This window comes from Paenibacillus ihbetae (assembly GCF_002741055.1).
Lineage (GTDB): Bacteria > Bacillota > Bacilli > Paenibacillales > Paenibacillaceae > Paenibacillus_AQ > Paenibacillus_AQ ihbetae.
This window is the reverse complement of sequence record NZ_CP016809.1, coordinates 3,530,315-3,548,854: the sequence shown is the minus strand read 5'-3', so window position 1 is coordinate 3,548,854 and position 18,540 is coordinate 3,530,315. Positions and strand designations below refer to the sequence as shown.

Annotated in this window: 16 protein-coding genes; 9 read left to right on the top strand and 7 right to left on the bottom strand. The window is 54.4% G+C overall.

Annotated features, from left to right (window positions below):
* Positions 1-30 precede the first annotated feature (30 nt).
* From BBD41_RS15780 to BBD41_RS15765, 4 genes are all read right to left on the bottom strand, one after another.
* Positions 31-1,542, bottom strand: a complete 1,512-nt coding sequence (locus BBD41_RS15780; RefSeq protein WP_099478148.1) for a solute symporter family protein — start codon at positions 1,540-1,542, stop codon at positions 31-33.
* Positions 1,543-1,546: 4 nt separating this feature from the next.
* On the bottom strand, positions 1,547-1,852 hold the full coding sequence (locus BBD41_RS15775; protein WP_007128934.1) for a DUF485 domain-containing protein: 306 nt from the start codon (positions 1,850-1,852) through the stop codon (positions 1,547-1,549).
* 496 nt (positions 1,853-2,348) lie between these two features.
* Positions 2,349-3,149 (bottom strand): LytR/AlgR family response regulator transcription factor, encoded by an 801-nt coding sequence (locus tag BBD41_RS15770; protein WP_099478147.1) that lies wholly within the window; start codon positions 3,147-3,149, stop codon positions 2,349-2,351.
* Positions 3,136-4,905, bottom strand: coding sequence for a LytS/YhcK type 5TM receptor domain-containing protein (locus tag BBD41_RS15765; protein ID WP_099478146.1), 1,770 nt, complete (start codon positions 4,903-4,905; stop codon positions 3,136-3,138). Before BBD41_RS15765 ends, BBD41_RS15770 begins: the two co-directional genes overlap by 14 nt.
* Positions 4,906-5,178: 273 nt before the next feature.
* Between BBD41_RS15765 and BBD41_RS15760 the strand changes: the two genes are divergently transcribed.
* The 4 genes from BBD41_RS15760 to BBD41_RS15745 all read left to right on the top strand — a co-directional run bounded on the left by BBD41_RS15760 (position 5,179) and on the right by BBD41_RS15745 (position 9,904).
* Positions 5,179-5,811: a hypothetical protein gene (locus tag BBD41_RS15760; RefSeq protein ID WP_099478145.1), complete on the top strand. Its 633-nt coding sequence runs from the start codon at positions 5,179-5,181 to the stop codon at positions 5,809-5,811.
* 341 nt (positions 5,812-6,152) lie between these two features.
* Positions 6,153-6,965: a CPBP family intramembrane glutamic endopeptidase gene (locus BBD41_RS15755; RefSeq protein WP_157929311.1), complete on the top strand. Its 813-nt coding sequence runs from the start codon at positions 6,153-6,155 to the stop codon at positions 6,963-6,965.
* A gap of 70 nt (positions 6,966-7,035) precedes the next feature.
* A complete protein-coding gene (locus BBD41_RS15750; protein WP_099478143.1) occupies positions 7,036-9,306 on the top strand; it encodes a sensor histidine kinase in 2,271 nt (756 codons plus the stop codon).
* Positions 9,272-9,904 carry a response regulator transcription factor gene (locus BBD41_RS15745; RefSeq protein WP_099478142.1) on the top strand — a complete coding sequence of 211 codons (633 nt, stop codon included), beginning with the start codon at positions 9,272-9,274 and terminating at the stop codon, positions 9,902-9,904. Before BBD41_RS15750 ends, BBD41_RS15745 begins: the two co-directional genes overlap by 35 nt.
* Before the next feature lie 56 nt (positions 9,905-9,960).
* Here BBD41_RS15745 and BBD41_RS15740 read toward each other — a convergent pair whose 3' ends face one another.
* Together BBD41_RS15740 and BBD41_RS15735 are read right to left on the bottom strand one after the other, a co-directional pair.
* Complete coding sequence (locus BBD41_RS15740; protein ID WP_007128941.1) at positions 9,961-10,404, bottom strand: threonine/serine exporter family protein; 444 nt, start codon at positions 10,402-10,404, stop codon at positions 9,961-9,963.
* Between the two features lie 62 nt (positions 10,405-10,466).
* Positions 10,467-11,222 carry a threonine/serine exporter family protein gene (locus BBD41_RS15735; protein ID WP_099478141.1) on the bottom strand — a complete coding sequence of 252 codons (756 nt, stop codon included), beginning with the start codon at positions 11,220-11,222 and terminating at the stop codon, positions 10,467-10,469.
* A gap of 357 nt (positions 11,223-11,579) precedes the next feature.
* Here BBD41_RS15735 and BBD41_RS15730 point away from each other — a divergent pair, with 357 nt between their 5' ends.
* From BBD41_RS15730 to serS, 4 genes are all read left to right on the top strand, one after another.
* Positions 11,580-12,104: a PadR family transcriptional regulator gene (locus BBD41_RS15730; RefSeq protein ID WP_099478140.1), complete on the top strand. Its 525-nt coding sequence runs from the start codon at positions 11,580-11,582 to the stop codon at positions 12,102-12,104.
* A gap of 96 nt (positions 12,105-12,200) precedes the next feature.
* Positions 12,201-12,923 (top strand): ABC transporter ATP-binding protein, encoded by a 723-nt coding sequence (locus tag BBD41_RS15725; RefSeq protein ID WP_237086809.1) that lies wholly within the window; start codon positions 12,201-12,203, stop codon positions 12,921-12,923.
* 86 nt (positions 12,924-13,009) lie between these two features.
* Positions 13,010-13,783 carry an ABC transporter permease gene (locus tag BBD41_RS15720; RefSeq protein WP_099478139.1) on the top strand — a complete coding sequence of 258 codons (774 nt, stop codon included), beginning with the start codon at positions 13,010-13,012 and terminating at the stop codon, positions 13,781-13,783.
* 337 nt (positions 13,784-14,120) lie between these two features.
* Positions 14,121-15,431, top strand: coding sequence for a serine--tRNA ligase (gene serS / locus BBD41_RS15715; protein ID WP_099478138.1), 1,311 nt, complete (start codon positions 14,121-14,123; stop codon positions 15,429-15,431).
* Positions 15,432-16,127: 696 nt separating this feature from the next.
* Here the strand turns inward: serS and BBD41_RS15710 are convergent.
* Complete coding sequence (locus BBD41_RS15710) at positions 16,128-16,877, bottom strand: Cof-type HAD-IIB family hydrolase (RefSeq protein ID WP_099478137.1); 750 nt, start codon at positions 16,875-16,877, stop codon at positions 16,128-16,130.
* A 405-nt stretch (positions 16,878-17,282) separates the two neighbouring features.
* On the opposite strand from BBD41_RS15710, the gene BBD41_RS15705 reads away from it, so the two are divergent.
* On the top strand, positions 17,283-18,326 hold the full coding sequence (locus BBD41_RS15705; protein ID WP_099478136.1) for an LLM class flavin-dependent oxidoreductase: 1,044 nt from the start codon (positions 17,283-17,285) through the stop codon (positions 18,324-18,326).
* Positions 18,327-18,540: the final 214 nt, after the last annotated feature.

Below are 18,540 nucleotides of genomic sequence, written 5' to 3'. Positions count from 1 at the left end.
GCTGAGCCATATCGCTAAATCCGGCGCTGCTTATGCGCCCGTATTCGCCTTCACCAGCACTTCGGCATACTTCGCATCATCCTTGGAGGAGGATAGGAATGTGCCGACATAGGCGGCCAGGAATCCGAGCGGAATGGAGATAATCCCCGGATTGCTCATCGGGAAGATCGGCTCCCCGATCAGGATGGCCTTGCCCGCCGGATCCCATATGTTCGGGCTGAGCGCGACGAGGATAACCGTGCTGATCAGACCGGTCAGCATGCCGGTGATCGCACCGGCCGTATTGAATCTTTTCCAGAATACCGTGAACAGGATAACCGGCAGGTTCGCGCTGGCCGCGACCGCAAAAGCAAGCGAGACGAGGAACGCGACGTTCATCTTCTGCGCAAACAGGGCCAGCAGGATCGAGACGACGGATACGCCGATCGAGGCATAACGCGCCATCTTGAGCTGCTCCTTCTCCGATGCGCTTCCGCGGCGCAGGATTTGCCCGTAGAAGTCGTGGGCGAACGCCGATGCCGCCGACAGCACGAGGCCGGTTACGACCGCGAGGATCGTAGCGAAGGCAACGGCCGAGATGAGGGCGAACAAGAAGTCGCCGCCGATGACCTTGGCCAGCAGCGGGGCGGCCATGTTGCCCGCATTGTCGACTGCGGTAATATCGGACGCTCCGACGAAGGCAGCAGCACCGAAGCCGAGGAAAATCGTCATCACATAGAAGATGCCGATGATCCATGTGGCGTAGACGACGGAGCTGCGAGCCGTCTTCGCGTCTCTGACGGTGAAGAAACGAATCAAAATATGCGGAAGTCCGGCCGTGCCGAGCACGAGCGCCAGGTTCAGCGACAGCGTTTCTAGCGGGATTTTGTACTTGTTGCCGGGACTCAGGAAGGCCTCCTTGAGAGGAGTGGCCGTCTTCATATGCTCGAACATATTCGTCAGGCTGAAGTCGAATTTCGCAAATACGATGATCGAGATGATGAAGGTTCCTGCCATCAGCAGCACTGCTTTGGAAATCTGTACCCAGCTGGTGGCGTGCATGCCGCCGAACACGACATAGATGGTCATCAGCACGCCGACGATCAGCACGGACGTTACGTAGTCCAGGCCGAGCAGCAGCTTAATCAGCGCCCCCGCGCCGACCAGCTGCGCAATCATATAGAAGATGGAGATCGAGATCGTGTTCAGCGCAGCGACGCCGCGTACCTTTTTATCCGCAAAGCGGGCGGCGATCATATCCGCTACGGTATACTTGCCCAGATTCCGAAGCGGTTCGGCCACAAGGTACAACACGACCAGGTAAGCGACCAGGAAGCCGATACTATAGAAGAAGCCGTCGAAGCCGACCAGCGCGATCGAGCCGGCGATGCCGAGGAAGGATGCCGCCGACATGTAGTCCCCGGCGATGGCCGTGCCGTTCTGCCAGCCCTTGAGTCCTCCTCCCGCCGTGTAGAAATCGCTCGTATTGGTCGTCTTTTTGGCAGCGAAATACGTAATGACAAGCGTCAGCAGCACAATACCGCAAAACAAAGCAATCGCCATATGCCTATGCCCCCATATCCTTTTTGATCTCATCGGCAATTCGGTCGAACTGCGAAGCCTTGCGGGAGTATAGGATGCACAAGACCCAAGTCATGATGAACTGCGCGAACGCAAACACCCAGGCCCACGTGATCGGTCCTACGGCCGGACGATTCAGCACGTCGGTGTATGACGTAAGAATCGGCAATGCGAAATAAAACAGCAGGAAAAATACCGTCATCGGGACAATGAATCGTTTCTTGCGGGAGAGCAGCGTTTTGAATTTGTCCGAGTGCCATACTTCCGTATAGCCTTTTTCCTTCGCTTCCATTACTTTCCCCTCCATCCATGGCGGAAATTCGGATTAACCTGCGCCTTTTCAATTGTAAGCGCTTTAAATCGATTATATACGGCAGCCGCGGCTCCTACTACCGCTCCTGCGCAAAGCGTCGGATGAGCTGCGCGAAACGCCGAATTTGCCGTCTGGAAAGTGCCGTTTACTACCGTTTCCAACCTGAAATTCAGGCGTTAGCCGATACCGGGGGGAAATGGCTCAGCGGATCGAACACGTATTCAGCTGACGCCAAGGGGAAGCATTTAACGTATCAGATGCATTCTACCGACGCAGGGGGTAGAGACTTCATCGAGTGTGTGCTGCCGACGCAGGGGGTAGCGACTGCATCGAGCGCGTGCTGCCGACGCATCGAGAAGCGAACTCTGCATCGAGCGTGTGCTGTCGACGCCCAGAGAAGCGAGTTTGCATCGAAATGCATTCTGCCCTACGCAGGGGAAGCAAAACGCTTCATGAAGCCGGGGTCGCTGAAGGTCTACACCTTTCGCAGCAGGCGGAATAAATCCTTGGCCGCCTCTCTGGATAACGGGATCACCGTCCGCGTCTCGTCCTTCATGACAATGTTATAAGCCCCGTTCGTCCAGGGCGACAGCTCGGCAATGCGGTTCACGTTCACCAGATAGCTCCGGTGCGGCCGGAAGAACGAATAACCGGCCAGTCGCTCTTCCAGCTCCTGCAAGGTCTGCTTGCTCATGATCCGCTGTCCTTCCGCCGTGTGAATGGCGACGATCCGCTCTTCCCTAACGGCGTAAAGAATCGCCTCGGGATCGACCAGCACATGCTTGTCGCCGTCGTCCAGAAGCAGCAATCCGCTCATTTTGCCGGCCTTGGCTTCCGGCGGCTGCAGCCCCCCGGGCCGTGCATGGACGGCTGCAGGCACAGTCGCGCCTGACAGTCCCTGATTTCCGGCATACCTGGCGCGGATCCGCTCGAGCGATTCCTTAAAGCGGATATGACTGTATGGCTTCAGCAAATAATCGATCGCATTCAAGCCGAATGCCTCAACGGCATATTCGTCATAAGCGGTCGTGAACACGATGAGCGGCGAGTGCGGCGAGGCTTTGAGCATCCGCGCAGCCTGCAGGCCTTCCAGCTCCGGCATATGGACATCAAGGAATACGACATCGGGCTGCCACCGGGCAGCGAGCTCCAGCAGCTCCCTTCCGCTCGACGCATAAGGCAGCATCTCGATATCCGGCTCCTGCTCGAGCAAATAGGCCAGCTCTTCTCTTGCCAGCCGTTCATCTTCGGCGATCATCACTTTAATTCGCTTCACGGTAACGACTCCCTTCCGGTATGCTGCAGGGGATGCGGAACGATATGCGCAATCCGCCCTCCGCCCTATTTTCGATGATAAGCCTGGCTTCCCGGCCGTACATTCCCATTAGCCTCTGATTGATATTGTAAATGCCGATTCCCGTCCCGCCGCTCTCGTGAAGAGGCCGTTCTCCGAGATGATCAAGCAAGCCCGGCGATATGCCTGACCCGTTGTCCTCCAGCAGGACGACGGCCATATCCCCGTCGCGCCTGAGCGTCAGCCTAATGAGACCGCCGCTTGCCGTATGGCGCAGGCCGTGCTTGATGCTGTTCTCGACCAGCATTTGCAGCGTGGCGGGCGGTATTTGCAGCTCCTCGAGTCCCGGTTCTATCTCGAAATGAAACGTGAACTGGTCCTCGAACCGGATCTGAATAATGTCCAGGTAGGCACGCAAGAGCTCCATTTCCTCGCGGACCGTCGCTCTACGCGAGGCCATTAGCTTGGCATTCAGACGCATGAACGCGCCCAGCTGCATCGTCGCATGCCTCGCCAGCTGCGGGTCCGACCGAATCAGGGAGTGAATCGCATTCAGCGTATTATACAGAAAATGCGGGTGGATCTGGGCTTGGAGCAGCTTCAGCTCCGCCTCTTTCATGAGCTTGGCCATATTCTCGTGGGAGGTGGCGCCAAGCTGATAAGAGATCAGCTGGCCCAGCCCCCGGGCCATCGCCAGCTCGACCCGCCCGATATCCTGTGGCCGCTTGAAGTACAGCTGGATGACGCCGACAATCTGGCTGCCTTCCAGCATCGGGACGAGGATCGCGGCGCCGAGCGACGGATGCTGCGGCTGGATATCCTCGGCATGATCCACTACATGGAGCTCGCCGGTTGCGATCACATTTTTCGCCATAGAGGAGCTGATCTCTTCTCCTGGCTCAATGGTCCGGCTGGCCGCCCCCGCATGGGCAAGGAGCCGCTCGGTGTCGGTGACCGCGACGGCGGTCGTTGTCTTGAGCTCCCTTAGCAGCAGATCGGCCACCGCCTGTGCCGTCCGGTACGTCAATCCTTGCTTCAGATGAGGAAGGGCTGCTTCGGCGATGTGAAGCGCCTTCTCCGTCTCGTACGCCGCGGCCCGTTCCTCTTCGGCAAGCGCCACCCGCAGCATCGTCGTGAACACGGCGATCGAGATGCTGTTCGTCAGCACCATCGGCAGACCGATCAGATTTACGAGCTCGATCGCCTTTAAGGAATCTTCAGCACAGATCAGGATGACACCCATGAACAGCACCTCGGCAAACATGCCGACAAACAGCGCCTTCGCCGGGGAGACCACCCGCTCCTGCGCGAAGAAGCGGGCGACGCCGCCGGCAAGCACGCCGATCAGCGGTGCCGTAATGGCACCTGCCAGTCCTGTATAGCCGCCCATATAGAGAAGATGCGCTCCCGCCAGAAGACCTCCGCCGAAGCCGACTCGGGGACCGCCCATCAATCCTCCGATCACAACGCCGACCAGGGCGGCATGGGCCAGCGCCTGATCCTTCGTCAGGGGCATCAGCCAAAAGGAGGTGCTGATGCCCTCCTCCTCTACGACCACCCCGGCATACGTGCCTAGAATGCCGAAGAGCCCGAAGAGGCAGGAGTAAAACACGCTTTGAACGCCCGATATCCCCTTCCGATCGAGTAATTGGCGGAACAGCGGAATTCGGGTCAATATAAAGGCAAGGATGAGCAGCATGCCCATCCGTTCGAACAGATGGAGCGCAAGCTCCTGCATAGGAACCTCCCTCTTCCCGCGTAAAATACGGCTTATGCTTCAGCTGCTTAGCTTCATTTTGATGTCTGGTTATGGTTACATGATTGGTTACGGTTATGAATGAATTCGATTCCATTCCCACGCGAATGCGTTTTCAATTGATGCATGATGATTATAAGGCACAGGTTGCAGAGAAGACAATAAAAAGGAATATATGAAGCGAATGGCAAAATGATAAAGGGCTGCTCTTGTCTGGTGAAAGGCAAAACAAATGCAAGATAAGGGGGAAGTGAAATGAAGAAAAGATACTTACTAAAGTGGATTATAATAACTACCGTACTTGTACTGATTTCAAACCTGCTCCAATTTGTTGTATCCAACCGAGTTGGTGGGGACAAACTGCCTGTAACTTCTCAACCGATCCACGACAATAACAATAGCTACAATATATTTACGGATTATTCGAGTCGTATTCAAAGCACGTATAGATTGTTATTGGAGCTAGAAAATGATAAGTATAGTAAAACAAATGATGCCTTCTTATTATCACAGGGATTTTTAATAGGAAACAGTACTGATTACTATTCAAATTTAGAAGTGTTAATCCAAGGTTTGGACAGCAATGAGTATAATCATGAGCTTCATAACATTGTTGAAACGAATAAAAATTTGCAGACGATGATCTATAAATTAAACAGATATTTCTTTACTCAACGGGATAACGCAAAGCTCCCTGATAATTGGGAAAAGATAAAAGAATTACTCGCAAAAATAAGCACTCAATTAACTTCAGAATCTACAAAAGATGTGAGTCTGTATAATATTACGAGCTATCCTAAGGAATTTGTTGCCCAATCAGAATACGCGACTGCACTTTCAAATTTAAACAAAGATATCTTTGAGGTTAAGGATTTAATTGATAATTAGGATTCCCCCCCCCCAAAAAAAGCAGCTATGGACCACGTCCTCGTTAACATGTGCGATAAAGCTTGAAATCCATTGTGAGATCCCTGGGGATCGAACATTCTATCTTTTTAAACTGGACTAGGCAATATGAGCATCACGGTGAAATAAATGGTTGATTTGGGTACGAGTTCAATTCATTCCACGTTGGCCGGCAAAAATCCGCTGCGTGATCACGCAAAAAATTCGGCGTGCTTCCCCCTCGGAATCGTTGGGGAATACGGATTTCCTCCTCATCTAAGCCCTCTATAATAAGGAACATAAACAGCCATTGAATTGGTATCCTTATGTGGAGGGTTATTCTTATGCCTAAAATGCCGTCAACGTTCTATCAGAAAATCATTCATTTCTTCAATTTGTCTGATCCTGATTATGTCCGTTTCGTACGCTCATATGAAGCCAAGACGAAGAAGCAAATCGCGTTCTATCTGTTTCTTGGCCTTCTCCCCGGTCTGATCGCGTACTTATTCACCTTTCCGTTGCGTGAGCCGCTAATGAAGTGGACGGGTCTATCCTCTGTTTATGTACAGTTTATTGCTCTCGTCGTGATGTCGATCGGATGGCATATGCTCTTTCCTTTTTTGATGCTCCGCTTCAAAGACGGGCTGTCGTTCAAACAGTCCCTTGTTTACCTTGGTTTTGGAAAATTCGATCTGAAGGGAATACTGACCGTTCTGCCCCTCTTGACTGCGCTGTTCACAATACTTTCGCTGCCTTACATGAGATATGTGTATACACCGCTGTTTGAGTGGTTGAACGGGTTTTCTGCGCTTCATATGGGAGAATGGCATATTTTCAACCAGGGATATTACGATTTCCCGTTACCGCTGCTTCTGGTCGGCCTTGTCGGCAATTTCATCGGGGAAGAAATTTATTTCCGTGGCTATCTGCTGCGTAAAGTGGGACGCTTAAAGTTTGACTGGCTGTGGATCTCCTTCATTTTCTATTTCTACCACATGTGGCAGGCTCCCATCAACTGGGCCCTCTTGCCTCTGGCAATCGTTACTCCGTTCGAAATTTTGGTCAAGCTGCGGAAAAATATTTATGTAGCCATCCTGTTCCATCTGTTCACCAACTTTTTGTGGGGAGCCATTACACTCTATCTGGTAGGGGTGTGACGCAGGCAAACCTGTTTGTCGTTCAACCACAGCCAAAAAGATAGTACAATGGCAGCAAGGGGGTTGCAGCTTGTCGACTATTCTGCGGAAGTACAACTGGGTCGTATACGGAACGGCCTTTTTATACCTTGTTGCAGCGGCCTATATCCATGTCGCTACGCTCCAAAATCCATATACCGGTTTATTGTTCCGCGAAGATCGTGGCGCATGGATCGTATCATCCGTCGATCATGCAGGCCATGCAGCGCAATGGGGCGTTCGTATCGGCGATCAGCTCGTCGCGGTGGATGGCAAAGCACCCATTGATATGATCGAGCTCGGCAGCCAGTCATACTTGAAGCAATCGGGGACGCTTCTGTTCGTGCGTGATGGACTGGACACGATTGAAATGCGTAATAGCGCAAAATCATCAGACGTGTACAAGGGGTTGTTCACCGGTTGCGCGGAGCTGGCGCTGCTTGCCATCGGACTGGTGGCTTACCGGAAAAAGCCCGAGTCACATATGGTCCGTCGATTTTATGCGCTGAATGTATCCATGGCAGCGACACTGCTGTCCGTATACTCGACGGAGACCACGCTGACCGGATGGATTATGCCGATGGTGGCGAGCTGGTTGCCTTACCTGTTGTTGGCTTTTTTCATCTCCTTCGTATTCCGATCTGTTCCCCGGTGGATCAGCCTGGTGCTGGCCTTATACCGGGTAATGGCCGCATTGTTCTCCGTGTATGCCCTGGTCATCTTCTCACTGGGCGTTATTCCAGGTTGGACCCGGAGCGTCATCCATATGGGGCTGTTCGCAACATTTCTAGCTATTTTCGCTATTGCGGCTGCCTATTGGAAAGCGATGGACCGAGCCGAGAAAAACAGCCTGCTCACGTTTGCGGCCGCGCTGGCCTTCAGTCTCTTGCCCTATTTGTTCCTGTGTGCGCTGCCCGATCTGCTGTGGGGTGAATTTATGACGCCCCCGGATACGGCATTGACCGGCCTCGTGATCCTCCCGGCTTCCGTATTATCGCTATTGGCACGACAGAAGCTGGTCGACATGCGCTTCTATCTTCCACGACTGGCCATACACAGCTTGTATATCGGGCTGATGCTCATTTTGATCGCTGCTCTCATTCGCAGCAGCGCTTCCAAAACAACGCTTGTGCTATGCGGCGCATTCCTTATCCTTGTGCTGATGCACCAGATGAGCATCAACAGCATCAAGCGACAACGGGAGCGGCGTGAAGACCGGCTTGACCGACAACGGCTGGAGATGTCAATCCGGCTGGCAGAACACCGCAATAGCCGCGACCTGCTGCGTATGCCTGCAGAGCTTGTCCATAGCGTAACGGAAATAGAGGGGTTGTGCTTTGTCTGGAATCGTGATACTGAAGCCGTCATCTACGGAACGGGGCGGTTTGCGGAAATCACGGAATTCGCCGATGCAGGCAAGCCAATTCCGCGGGAAGCACTGTTAGGACACGGTTTCGAACAGGTGCTGGACCTTGTTGTCCAACCCGGCGAACCGATCATAGGCTATTTGGGATTAGGCGCGAAAAAAAACCGAACCGTTTTCACCTCGGAGGAGCTCGGGTTAATCGATAAGGTGAGGCGGGAAACCGTTCGTTTGCTGACGAACACTGCCCTGCTTGATGAGCTGCGTCAAGCACGCGGCACATTGACCGGGGATCAATCCGAATACCGTCTAGTGGAAGCGCAAGAAGCGAAGCAGGTTCGAACGTCATACTATTTGCATGACCATGTTTTGCAAAACCTTATTTTTCTCTCCCGCGATCTGGAAGAGTTGCATGATACGCTACAATGCAGCAAGCAGCACACCGCAATCTGGTTGAAATGTCTCTACGATACACAGCGCGACATCCGCCTGCTCTGTGATGATTTGTATCCACATATCGTCGATCAAGCGGGACTGGGTGACGCTCTGCGCTGGCTGATGCGTACGATTAAAGAGAATGGCGGGCCGACGACTAATCTCGTGAATGGGCTGCCGGAAACGCTATCTCCGTTATACAAGATCACATTGTTTCGTATTGTGCGGGAGCTTGCAAACAATGCGTTAAAACACGCCAAGGCGGACAATCTGACTATACGTTTATGGGAAACCCATGACGCGGTCCACTGTCAAATCAAAGATGACGGCATCGGAATAGATCCGGTTGCTGCAGGCGGGCGCGGATTCGGGCTCGCCACGATCGGAAGCCAGGTTGCACAATTCAAGGGTGATATCGATATTAACTCGGCAACCGGGCGCGGGACAAACGTCCACGTTTGGCTGCCGAAGCAGGAAGGGAGTTCAGAGCATGGAGCAGCCCATCAAGGTGGTACTGCTGGATGACCATCCACTAGTCATGGAGGGGTTGAAAAATCGACTTGAGCGGGAATCAGATATTCGTGTAGCCGGAACATTCAATGACCCTCGCGAACTATTGTCTCAAATCGCATTGCTGCATCCGGATGTCGTCGTTATGGATATCTCGATGCCCGGCATGAACGGATTCGAGGTGCTGGAGGAGCTAAAACGGACTTATGGCATTTCAGTCAAGCTGATCGTATTATCGGGATACGAGTACGACGAATATGTACATAAAGCTTTTGAGATCGGCGTGCATGCTTATTTGTCCAAGCAAGCGACCTACCCGCAAATCATGAATGCCATTCGGCAGAGCCTGCTCGGTCACCGGTTGGTATCGGAGCGGATGACTGCTCTCCCCAGAACCGACCAGTTGACACCGACGGAACGGGAGGTGTTAAAGCACATCGCTCTAGAGAAAACAAACAAGGAAATTGCAACGGCGTTGTTGATGAGTCAACGGACGGTTGAATACCACATGACGGCCATTAACCGGAAACTCGGTGTCAAGACGAGGATTGGTGCGGTTTCTAAAGGCTATGAGCTGGGTTTGCTGGAGCGATTGCATGATGGGGATAAGTGAACATTCCGATGGTGTATTACGCCAGCGCTTATACTTGAAGCATTTCATAACCCAGCTTAACGCGTAACGGACCATTTTCGGATCACCTGGTTGATGACCTCCGAGAGCAGCAACCCGAGCGCGATCGCGCCCGAGATCATAAAGGCCTGCGCCCCCAGCTGCACGGCCTGATCGAACTGGTTCTCCGCCACATGCCGGAGGGCATTGTAAGCAACCCCGCCCGGAACGAGCGGAATGATGCCCGATACGCTGAAGACGATGATGGGGGTCTTGTACTTCTTCGCAAAAAAGTGGCTGATCATCGTGACGCAGAAGGCCGCCACCACCGTGGCCGTCACCGGCTTGACCGCCATATCCTGGAGCAAAATATAGAGCAGCCAGCCCACCATTCCGGCAAAGCCGCATTGCAGCAGCGCTTTCCGCGGCGCGTTGAAGATCATGCCGAAGGCGGCGGAAGCGATAAAGCTCGTCACGAGCTGCTGGATATAAAAGCCGACCATAGTCACCCTCCTCTACCATATGCATTTTGTCTTAACCACCGGTACGGTATATCCCGTCCCCGCTAGAATGAAAGGGTGAAAGCTACACCTGCTCCGATGGCAAAAGACGTAACGAAGGCCTCCGCCCCCTTGGACAAGCCCGAAATCAGGTGACCAGCCATCAGATCACGAATCGCATTCGTGATGAGCAGCCCGGGCACAAGCGGCATGACCGAGCTGATGATGATCGTATCCAGCTCCTGCCCGATCCCGAGATTGACCAGCCACACCGAGACGATGCCAATGACCAGCGCGCCCGAAAACTCCGCAAAGAACCGGACCGGAATCACCTGGTGCATCACCACAAAGCATGTAAAACCAAGCCCGCCGGCCACCGCAGCCGGAAGGAAATCGGCCCAAATGCCGCGGAACATGATCAAGAAGCAGCCGCTGGCGACGGCCGAGAGCAGGATCAGCAGCCAGTTGGGATAGATGGGCGGTTCTTGCTCAATCTGCTGGAGAGCCTGATAAGCTTCTTCAATCGTCAATTGACCCAGGCTTACTCTTCTCGACACGCTGTTTACCTTTTCAATCTTGTCCAAATTCGTGGTCCGGTCGGAAATCCGGATCAAGCGCGTAATGTGCTGCGGTTCCTCCACGGAAAATATGATGCCCGTCGGCGTCATGTAGCTGTGGCTGTTCGTAACGCCGAACGAGGCGGCGATCCGCATCATGGTATCCTCCACCCGGTACGTCTCCGCTCCGCTTTGCAGCATGATTTTTCCTGCCAATAGACAGACCTTGATGATGTCATGCTCCCGCTTCAATGATTCGTTCAATCCCAATCCTCCTGATGACAGCTTCCGATTCAACACGGTATGCCCCTATTATAGTATCATTGCCTCGATAAAGCATAGGATATGCTTTAAAGCAGCGCCGCGGACAACAGACAAGCTTCCACAGGGAGTGCCTGGGGCAGTGTTCGTCCCAACCTCGCACCATGGTCTGCTAACCGGGGACTCCCCCGGGTGACCTCTAAAAAGAAGTCTTCCCCAGATCATGACTTGACAAAAGATTCCATCCTCCATATAATCACCTTAACTGAATATCCAACGTTGGATATTTGATTCTGGATGATCCCCTATTTGGCTCTTACATTACAAGGAGTCTCAATTCATTCGAAAGAAGTGACCGCTATGACCAATTTGATTCTGCTCTCATTCCTCCGCCAGCGTCCCATGCATGGGTATGAGATCCAGCAGCTCATTCAGAGCAGCCGCATGGACTTGTGGACGAATATTTTGTCCGGCTCGATCTATTACGCGCTGAATAAAATGGAGCAGGACGGCCTCATTGTGGCTGCTGCGGAGGAGCGAACCGGCGCCCGGCTTCGTAAAATATACAGCATTACGGACGAAGGGGAAAAGCTGTTCCAGCAGATGATCCGCGAAACGCTCACCCTGCCCCCCCATTCCGTCAAATCGGACTTCTCCCTCGGCCTCATCTGGATCGAGAGCATTCCGAAGCCGGAGGCGCTGGAGCTGCTGGAGCAAAATTTGCGGCAGGTCGAGGAATCTCTCGCCCAGTGGCGTTCAGGCAAGGAGATCAAGGGACAATACGGGCTCTCGAAGATCGCTATGGCCACCTTCGATAATGCCATCTCGCTGCTCGAGCAGGATGCCGCCTTTCTCCGAAATATTATGGACTTATTGCAGGAATAAGTGCCTTAGGATAGCTGCAGTTCAGACTGCGGCTTTCATTTAAGGCATATATCCAATATTGGATAAATAACATTGGTTATTAAAAGGAGGATGTATATGATGCATGCGAAAACCTTGATCGAAGCGTCGGGATTAACGAAAAGCTACGGCACCCGCCCCGTCGTAGACGGCGTGGATCTGGCAATCCGGGAAGGGGAGGTGCTGGCCATCATCGGGCCGAACGGCGCAGGAAAGTCTACGACGCTGGATCTGGTGCTTCAGCTCCGCCGTCCGGATGCCGGACGCGTGCGGTACTGGACGCAGGAGCCCGCGAGACATATCGGGCTGCAGCTGCAATCTACCCCGTTCTTTCCCGGCTTCACCGCGCTCGAGAACCTGCGGATGTTCGCCGCCTTCTACGGCCTGCGACTGCCGGACTCGGAGCTGATGCGCCACCTGAGCCGCTGCGGTCTTGAGGAGGCCGCGAGAACCGATGCGCTCCGGCTCTCCGGGGGCCAGCAGAAACGGCTCGCGATCGCCATGGCCCTGGTGCACGGGCCGAAGCTGATCGTGCTGGATGAGCCGACGGCAGCGCTTGATCCCCGGGCACGCCGGGACATTCGGGAGCTCATTCGCTCGCTGGCCGATTCCGGTGCATCCATCGTCTTCACGTCCCATGACATGGAGGAGGTGCATAAACTGGCGGGCCGGCTGATGCTCATCAGCGGCGGAAGGGTCCGGGCCTCCGGCACTCCGGAGGAGCTGCTGGACCGTTACCAGGTCGATAGCCTGGAGGAGCTATACATCCGGCTGACGGATGCGGATCCACAAGCAACGTGACGAACCTGGCAAGAGCGGGAACGTTTCACGCTCCTCTCTCCTATCGATCTTCGCGCCATAATGAAAACCAAAAAGGAGGAACTTCTATGCTTACCATCATGAATACCATGCTGCGGGCACTCTTCCGCGATACCCATACCCTTGTCTGGAACATTGTCTTTCCCATTGCAATGCTGGCGGGGCTAGGGCTTTATTTTAACGACGAAGCTTATTCATACCGCCTGCTGAGCGGTGTGCTCACCACCAACATCCTGTTCGGAGCAACGATGGTTACGGCCTTTAACGTGATGGCTCAGCGCAACCGGGGCGTCTACAAGCTGCTGCGCGCCACCCCGTTCCGTACGGCCTCGTTCGTAGCTGCGATGACAGGCTCCCGCACCGTGCTGTCCCTCCTGGTCAGTGCATGCGTAACCTTGATGAGCGTTGTGCTCCTTGGAGTGGAGCTGAATCTGCTCAGCCTGGCCCTGATGCTGACCGTCCTGCTGGCCGGTACCGTGTGCTTTACCGCGCTCGGCTTTCTGGCCGCTAATCTGTCGAAAGACGAAGGCAACGTCAACATGATCTCCAACCTGATGAGCTTTCCGATGCTGTTCACCAGCGAGGCTTTCTACTCCCTGGACCATGCTCCGCAATGGGTCGTAACCATCGGTCATCTGCAGCCGTTTCACTATTTGGTGGAAGCCATGGGCATCGCCGTTCATCCTCAGGGCGACGCTTCCGACCTCTGGCTGCCGCTCGCCATCCTGACCGGATTTACGATACTGTGCCTAGTGGCGGCCGTCCTGACCTTTCGCTGGGACGCCGATCAGTCTCCCTTCTGGAAGAAGCGGCAGGCCGGACAGCAGGCGGCATCGATGTAATTTTTCGGCGTGCCGCCTCTTGTATAAAAGGCGCCTCTTGCGGTATACTGTACAACAATATCAGCATCAGGCCGATGAAGAGCATCCAACTCGGAGGCGTTTTCGCCAAGGGAACCGGGCAGCCGAGCAATTATAAGGCGCACCGAACCGTCCCCTAAGTTAACCGGGCCCGCCCGTTACCGCGGAATCAAGAGGATTGAACGAGAGCCCGCAGCTTTTTACGCGCAGGCACGGTTCAATCAATTTGGGTGGCACCGCGAGCGCATAAGCGTCCCTCGTCCCATATGGACTAGGACGCTTTTTTTATTTTTCAATATGAAAAGGAGCGCGGTTAACTATGATGGACATGAAATGGATTCGGCACAGCCAAGAAGCACAGGAGGAATTGCAGCGGGTAGCGGACCAGAAGGGGATCGCCCTGTCGGTGGAAGATCTGCTCAAGCTGGATGACAAGCGGCGGGCGCTGCTGCTGTCGGTGGATGAGCTGCGTCAGCAGCGGAACGCGCGATCGGAGGAGATCAGCCTCTTGATGCGGAAGGGCAGCAGGGAAGCAGCCGAGCAAACGAAGCGGCTGGTCAAAGCGATCAACGAGCGGCTGAGCGTTCAGGAGGCACAATTCCGCGAGGTTGAGGCTATGTATCAGGAGCTCCTCCTGCTCATCCCCAATATCGTCTCGCCGGATACGCCGGTCGGGACTTCGGACCAGGACAACGTGGGGGTAAGGCGTGTCGGCGAGCCTCCTGCATTTGATTTTGACTATAAAGACCATGTCGCGCTTGGAGAGCTCCACGGCATGATCGACATCCCTCGCGGGGTGAAAACCGCCGGCACCCGGAGCTACTACCTGACGGGCACGGGCGCCTTGCTTCATCGAGCGGTGCAGCAGCTTGCGATCGATATGCTTGTTGAAAAGGGCTTTACCCTGATGGATGTGCCGCTGACCGTACGGACGGAAGCAATGCAAAACACCGCCTTCTTCCCGCTCGGCCAGGATCAGGCATTCCGGGTTGCCGAGGAAGACAAATGGCTGGTCGGCACCTCGGAGGTCCCGCTGGTATCGTACTACAGCGGCGAAGTCGTCGACGTATCGCAGCCGATCCGCCTGGCTGCCGCATCGATGTGCTTCCGCAGCGAGGTCGGCTCGGGCGGCCGGGACGTCTACGGTCTTTATCGCGTGCATCAGTTCGCGAAGGTTGAGCAGGTCGTATTGTGCGAGGCAAACGTGGAGACGTCGGAACGCCTTCTTCAAGAGATCACGGCCAATGCCGAGGAGCTGCTGGGCAAGCTGGAGCTCCCGTACCGGGTCGTTGCCGTCTGCACCGGCGACATGTCGCAGAAGACGTATAAGCAGTACGACATCGAGACATGGATGCCAAGCCGCGGAGCCTATGGCGAGACCCATTCGTCGTCGAACCTGCTCGACTTCCAGGCCCGGCGCTCGAACATCCGTTACCGGGATGCGGAAGGCAAGCTTCGCCACTGCCATACCTTGAACAATACGGCCGTCGCCTCGCCCCGCATTCTCATCCCGCTGCTGGAGAACCACCAGCAGAAGGACGGCTCGATCCGTATTCCGAAGGCGCTGCAGCCTTATATGAACGGGCTCGAGCGAATTGATCCTCCGGCTGCTTTCGGTCCGCAGGAGTAAATATATTCCAGCGAGGTATAAAGCAAATTCCGCTCCATCGCCTAAGGGAATCGTAATGAGGCATAAAAGGTGCCCCATAAGATCACCAGATCTTGCGGGGCACGAACACGTTAGGAAGACCAAGTCGTTCATGCTTCTGGTGCGGGAAGTAAAAAAACAACCAAGTCCAGTCAGGGCTTGGTTGTCATCAATTCTGTATGGCCTTGCGAAGCTAATAAGACCGACAGGTCCAGTGTTTATGCTTTCTATGAGGTCTGCATGGAATATGCCTACACGGGATTTCTTTACAACCCTTATATGGGATATGGCATTTCTTTACCTTTGGTTTATAAATGACGGTATAGTAAGTCACTATGCCCTTAACTTTCTTATAACATTTTTTATATGGATGAATCGGTGGGCAGCACTCATGCGATTTCTTTGTCTTTTTCATTGGGGGGGGGACCACCTCCTGGTTATGTTAGGCTTCGGTACAATATATGTGCATTTGCTGATGTCCGGCCTCTACAAATGCCTATTTCTAATAGAAAGGGCGCTTGCCGTAAGCGGAACTTGCCGGATCCGTCTTACTTGGACTCACAGGAAACCGGAACAAAAAACACCCAGCCTTGCCAAGCGGCAAGATTATGGGTGTTTTGCAATTCCAATATCTTTTTTGCTGCTATACGTTCGACGATTATTTCATAATGCTACCATTCAGACCTGCCCATCATCGAAAATATAGCGCTGAATTGCCTTGGCGACGCCGTCCCGGGCATTCATGTCCGTCTGCCCATCGGCAACTGCCTTCAGCGCCTCATCCGCGTTTCCCATGGCAATGCCAAGCCCGGCAGCCCGAATCAGGCGGTAATCGTTCATGTTGTCACCGATAGCCATCACTTCGCGCATATCGATACCAAGTCTGCTGCAAATCGTCCGCACGCCTGATTCCTTCGATATGCCGCGAGGGGAAATCTCCACATTAACGGCTGCCGAGCGGGAAATTTCAATCGTATCGATCTCGGAGGCGAGCTCCCGCAGCTTCGAAATGACCGACAGATCAGGATGATGCATGCCGAATTTCATCCATCGCCGCTCAAACATTTCCTCCGTCCAGTTTTTGCGGCTCGTGAGGCTTTCTACGCTGTATCCCCAGAAATGGGCGTCCGCCTCCAGCGCCAGCCGGTGCAGCCGTCGAATTTCTTCCGGCTTCAAAAAATGCCGCTCGCACAGCTGCTCCCTTCCCGTCCATAGCTCGGCTCCGTTCAGCAGCACCATTGGGCCATTCAATTCAAGACTGTTCCACAGGTCCATGACGGTCTGCATCCCCCGTCCGGTTGAGAAAATCACCAGGACGCCGGAATCGACCGCCTTTTGAATCCAATACCGGGTCGTATCCGTCACGATGCCTTCTTCATTCAACGTGGTGCCGTCCAGATCAAGTGCCAGCATTTTGTAATTTGCCATAGGCCATTCCCCTTGCTCTCCTGGATAATTTAAAGATCCTCTTTCTTAATCGATGTAATGATGTAATATAAGAAGTTCGTTAACGTCCCTGGCAATCCTTTATATTTTTAGTTTCAGGTTTGAGAAAAATCGGCATCCCTCGATCAATCGGAATGCCCGAATCGCATTATCAATAGCTTCGGAGCCTCGTCGGCTCCTGTTTTGCAATCCGCTAACCCGGCAGGCAGTTCCTTGCATATTTTTCTTATCAATTAACTAGGTATATAATGATGGTTATATAGGGAATCCGGTGACTGGGTATACCATACTTATCCGCAGTCATCCTCGGTGCCCTATCGTCAGGAAGCCAGGATGACCGTCTCTATATAATCTTGCCGTGCTCTGCACGAAGAAGGAGGCTACCATATGTCTGAATCCGATCTTCATCATACAGAATCAAAAACGGTGGGCGATATTCCGATCTCGATCCTGGATCTCGCTCCGATTACCGCTGGCAGCACTGCGGCACAGTCACTCAAAAATACGCTCGACCTTGCCCAGCACGCCGAGCGGTGGGGCTACAACCGCTACTGGCTGGCCGAGCACCATAACATGCCGGGCATCGCCAGCTCCGCGACCTCCGTCGTTATCGGCCACGTGGCCGGCGGAACGAACACCATTCGCGTCGGTTCTGGCGGCATTATGCTGCCGAACCATGCGCCGCTGGTCATCGCCGAGCAGTTCGGCACGCTCGAATCACTCTACCCGGGCCGGATCGATCTTGGGCTCGGCCGGGCGCCGGGCTCGGATCAGCTCACCTCGCGGGCGCTGCGGCGCGGTCCCGGCAGCGACGGACAGGATTTCCCGGATCGCCTCGGCGAGCTGCGAACCTATTTCAAGCCCATCTCCGGCTCGTCCATGCGCGTCCGGGCAATCCCGGGCGAAGGGCTCGACATCCCGATCTGGCTGCTGGGCTCCAGCGGCTTCAGCGCCCAGCTGGCGGGGCAGCTCGGGCTTCCGTTCTCCTTCGCGAGCCACTTCGCGCCGGATTATCTCATGCCGGCGCTGGATCTGTACCGCTCCACCTTCCGCCCGTCGGAGGAGCTTAGCAAACCTTACGCGATGATCGGCGTGAACGTCATCTGCGCCGATACCGACGAGGAAGCCCAGCGGCTGGCGACATCGCCCTATCAGCAGTTCCTGAACATCATCCGGGGCCGCACCGGCCAGCTCAGCCCGCCGGTCGACAGCATGGATGATCTGTGGAACCTGCAGGAGCAGGCGATCGTGAAGCGGCAGCTCAGCTTCTCCGCCATCGGCAGCCCGGATACCGTCCGCGCGCAGCTGGAAGAGTTCCAGCGCATGACGCAAGCGGATGAAATGATTGTAGCCGCCGCGATCTATGATCACAAGGCGCGGCTCCGGTCCTACGAGCTGTTGGCAGAGGCCGTCGGCCTGAATCAGCGCTAAGCGAATCATTCCGCAGCGATAAGACCTACCCAGACGTTGCAAACGCGGGTAGGTCTTTTTTTAATGCGCTCGGAATTGCACACTAGCACGCAAGAAGCATGACAGAAGCACATCCGACTATACCGAGCCCGTACTCCGGAGACGCAAGGGAAAGCCCGCACGGATATAAGCCAAAAAAAGGCCAGCCACGCCGCTGAATCCGGCTTGACTGGCC

Bases quoted from the DNA above. Each gene is read 5' to 3' on its own strand.
- BBD41_RS15780 (WP_099478148.1), bottom strand. From the start codon at position 1,542: ATGGCGATTGCTTTGTTTTGCGGTATTGTGCTGCTGACGCTTGTCATT.
- BBD41_RS15775 (WP_007128934.1), bottom strand. From the start codon at position 1,852: ATGGAAGCGAAGGAAAAAGGCTATACGGAAGTATGGCACTCGGACAAA.
- BBD41_RS15765 (WP_099478146.1), bottom strand. From the start codon at position 4,905: ATGCAGGAGCTTGCGCTCCATCTGTTCGAACGGATGGGCATGCTGCTC.
- BBD41_RS15760 (WP_099478145.1), top strand. From the start codon at position 5,179: ATGAAGAAAAGATACTTACTAAAGTGGATTATAATAACTACCGTACTT.
- BBD41_RS15755 (WP_157929311.1), top strand. From the start codon at position 6,153: ATGCCTAAAATGCCGTCAACGTTCTATCAGAAAATCATTCATTTCTTC.
- BBD41_RS15745 (WP_099478142.1), top strand. From the start codon at position 9,272: ATGGAGCAGCCCATCAAGGTGGTACTGCTGGATGACCATCCACTAGTC.
- BBD41_RS15740 (WP_007128941.1), bottom strand. From the start codon at position 10,404: ATGGTCGGCTTTTATATCCAGCAGCTCGTGACGAGCTTTATCGCTTCC.
- BBD41_RS15730 (WP_099478140.1), top strand. From the start codon at position 11,580: ATGACCAATTTGATTCTGCTCTCATTCCTCCGCCAGCGTCCCATGCAT.
- BBD41_RS15725 (WP_237086809.1), top strand. From the start codon at position 12,201: ATGATGCATGCGAAAACCTTGATCGAAGCGTCGGGATTAACGAAAAGC.
- BBD41_RS15720 (WP_099478139.1), top strand. From the start codon at position 13,010: ATGCTTACCATCATGAATACCATGCTGCGGGCACTCTTCCGCGATACC.
- serS (WP_099478138.1), top strand. From the start codon at position 14,121: ATGATGGACATGAAATGGATTCGGCACAGCCAAGAAGCACAGGAGGAA.
- BBD41_RS15710 (WP_099478137.1), bottom strand. From the start codon at position 16,877: ATGGCAAATTACAAAATGCTGGCACTTGATCTGGACGGCACCACGTTG.
- BBD41_RS15705 (WP_099478136.1), top strand. From the start codon at position 17,283: ATGTCTGAATCCGATCTTCATCATACAGAATCAAAAACGGTGGGCGAT.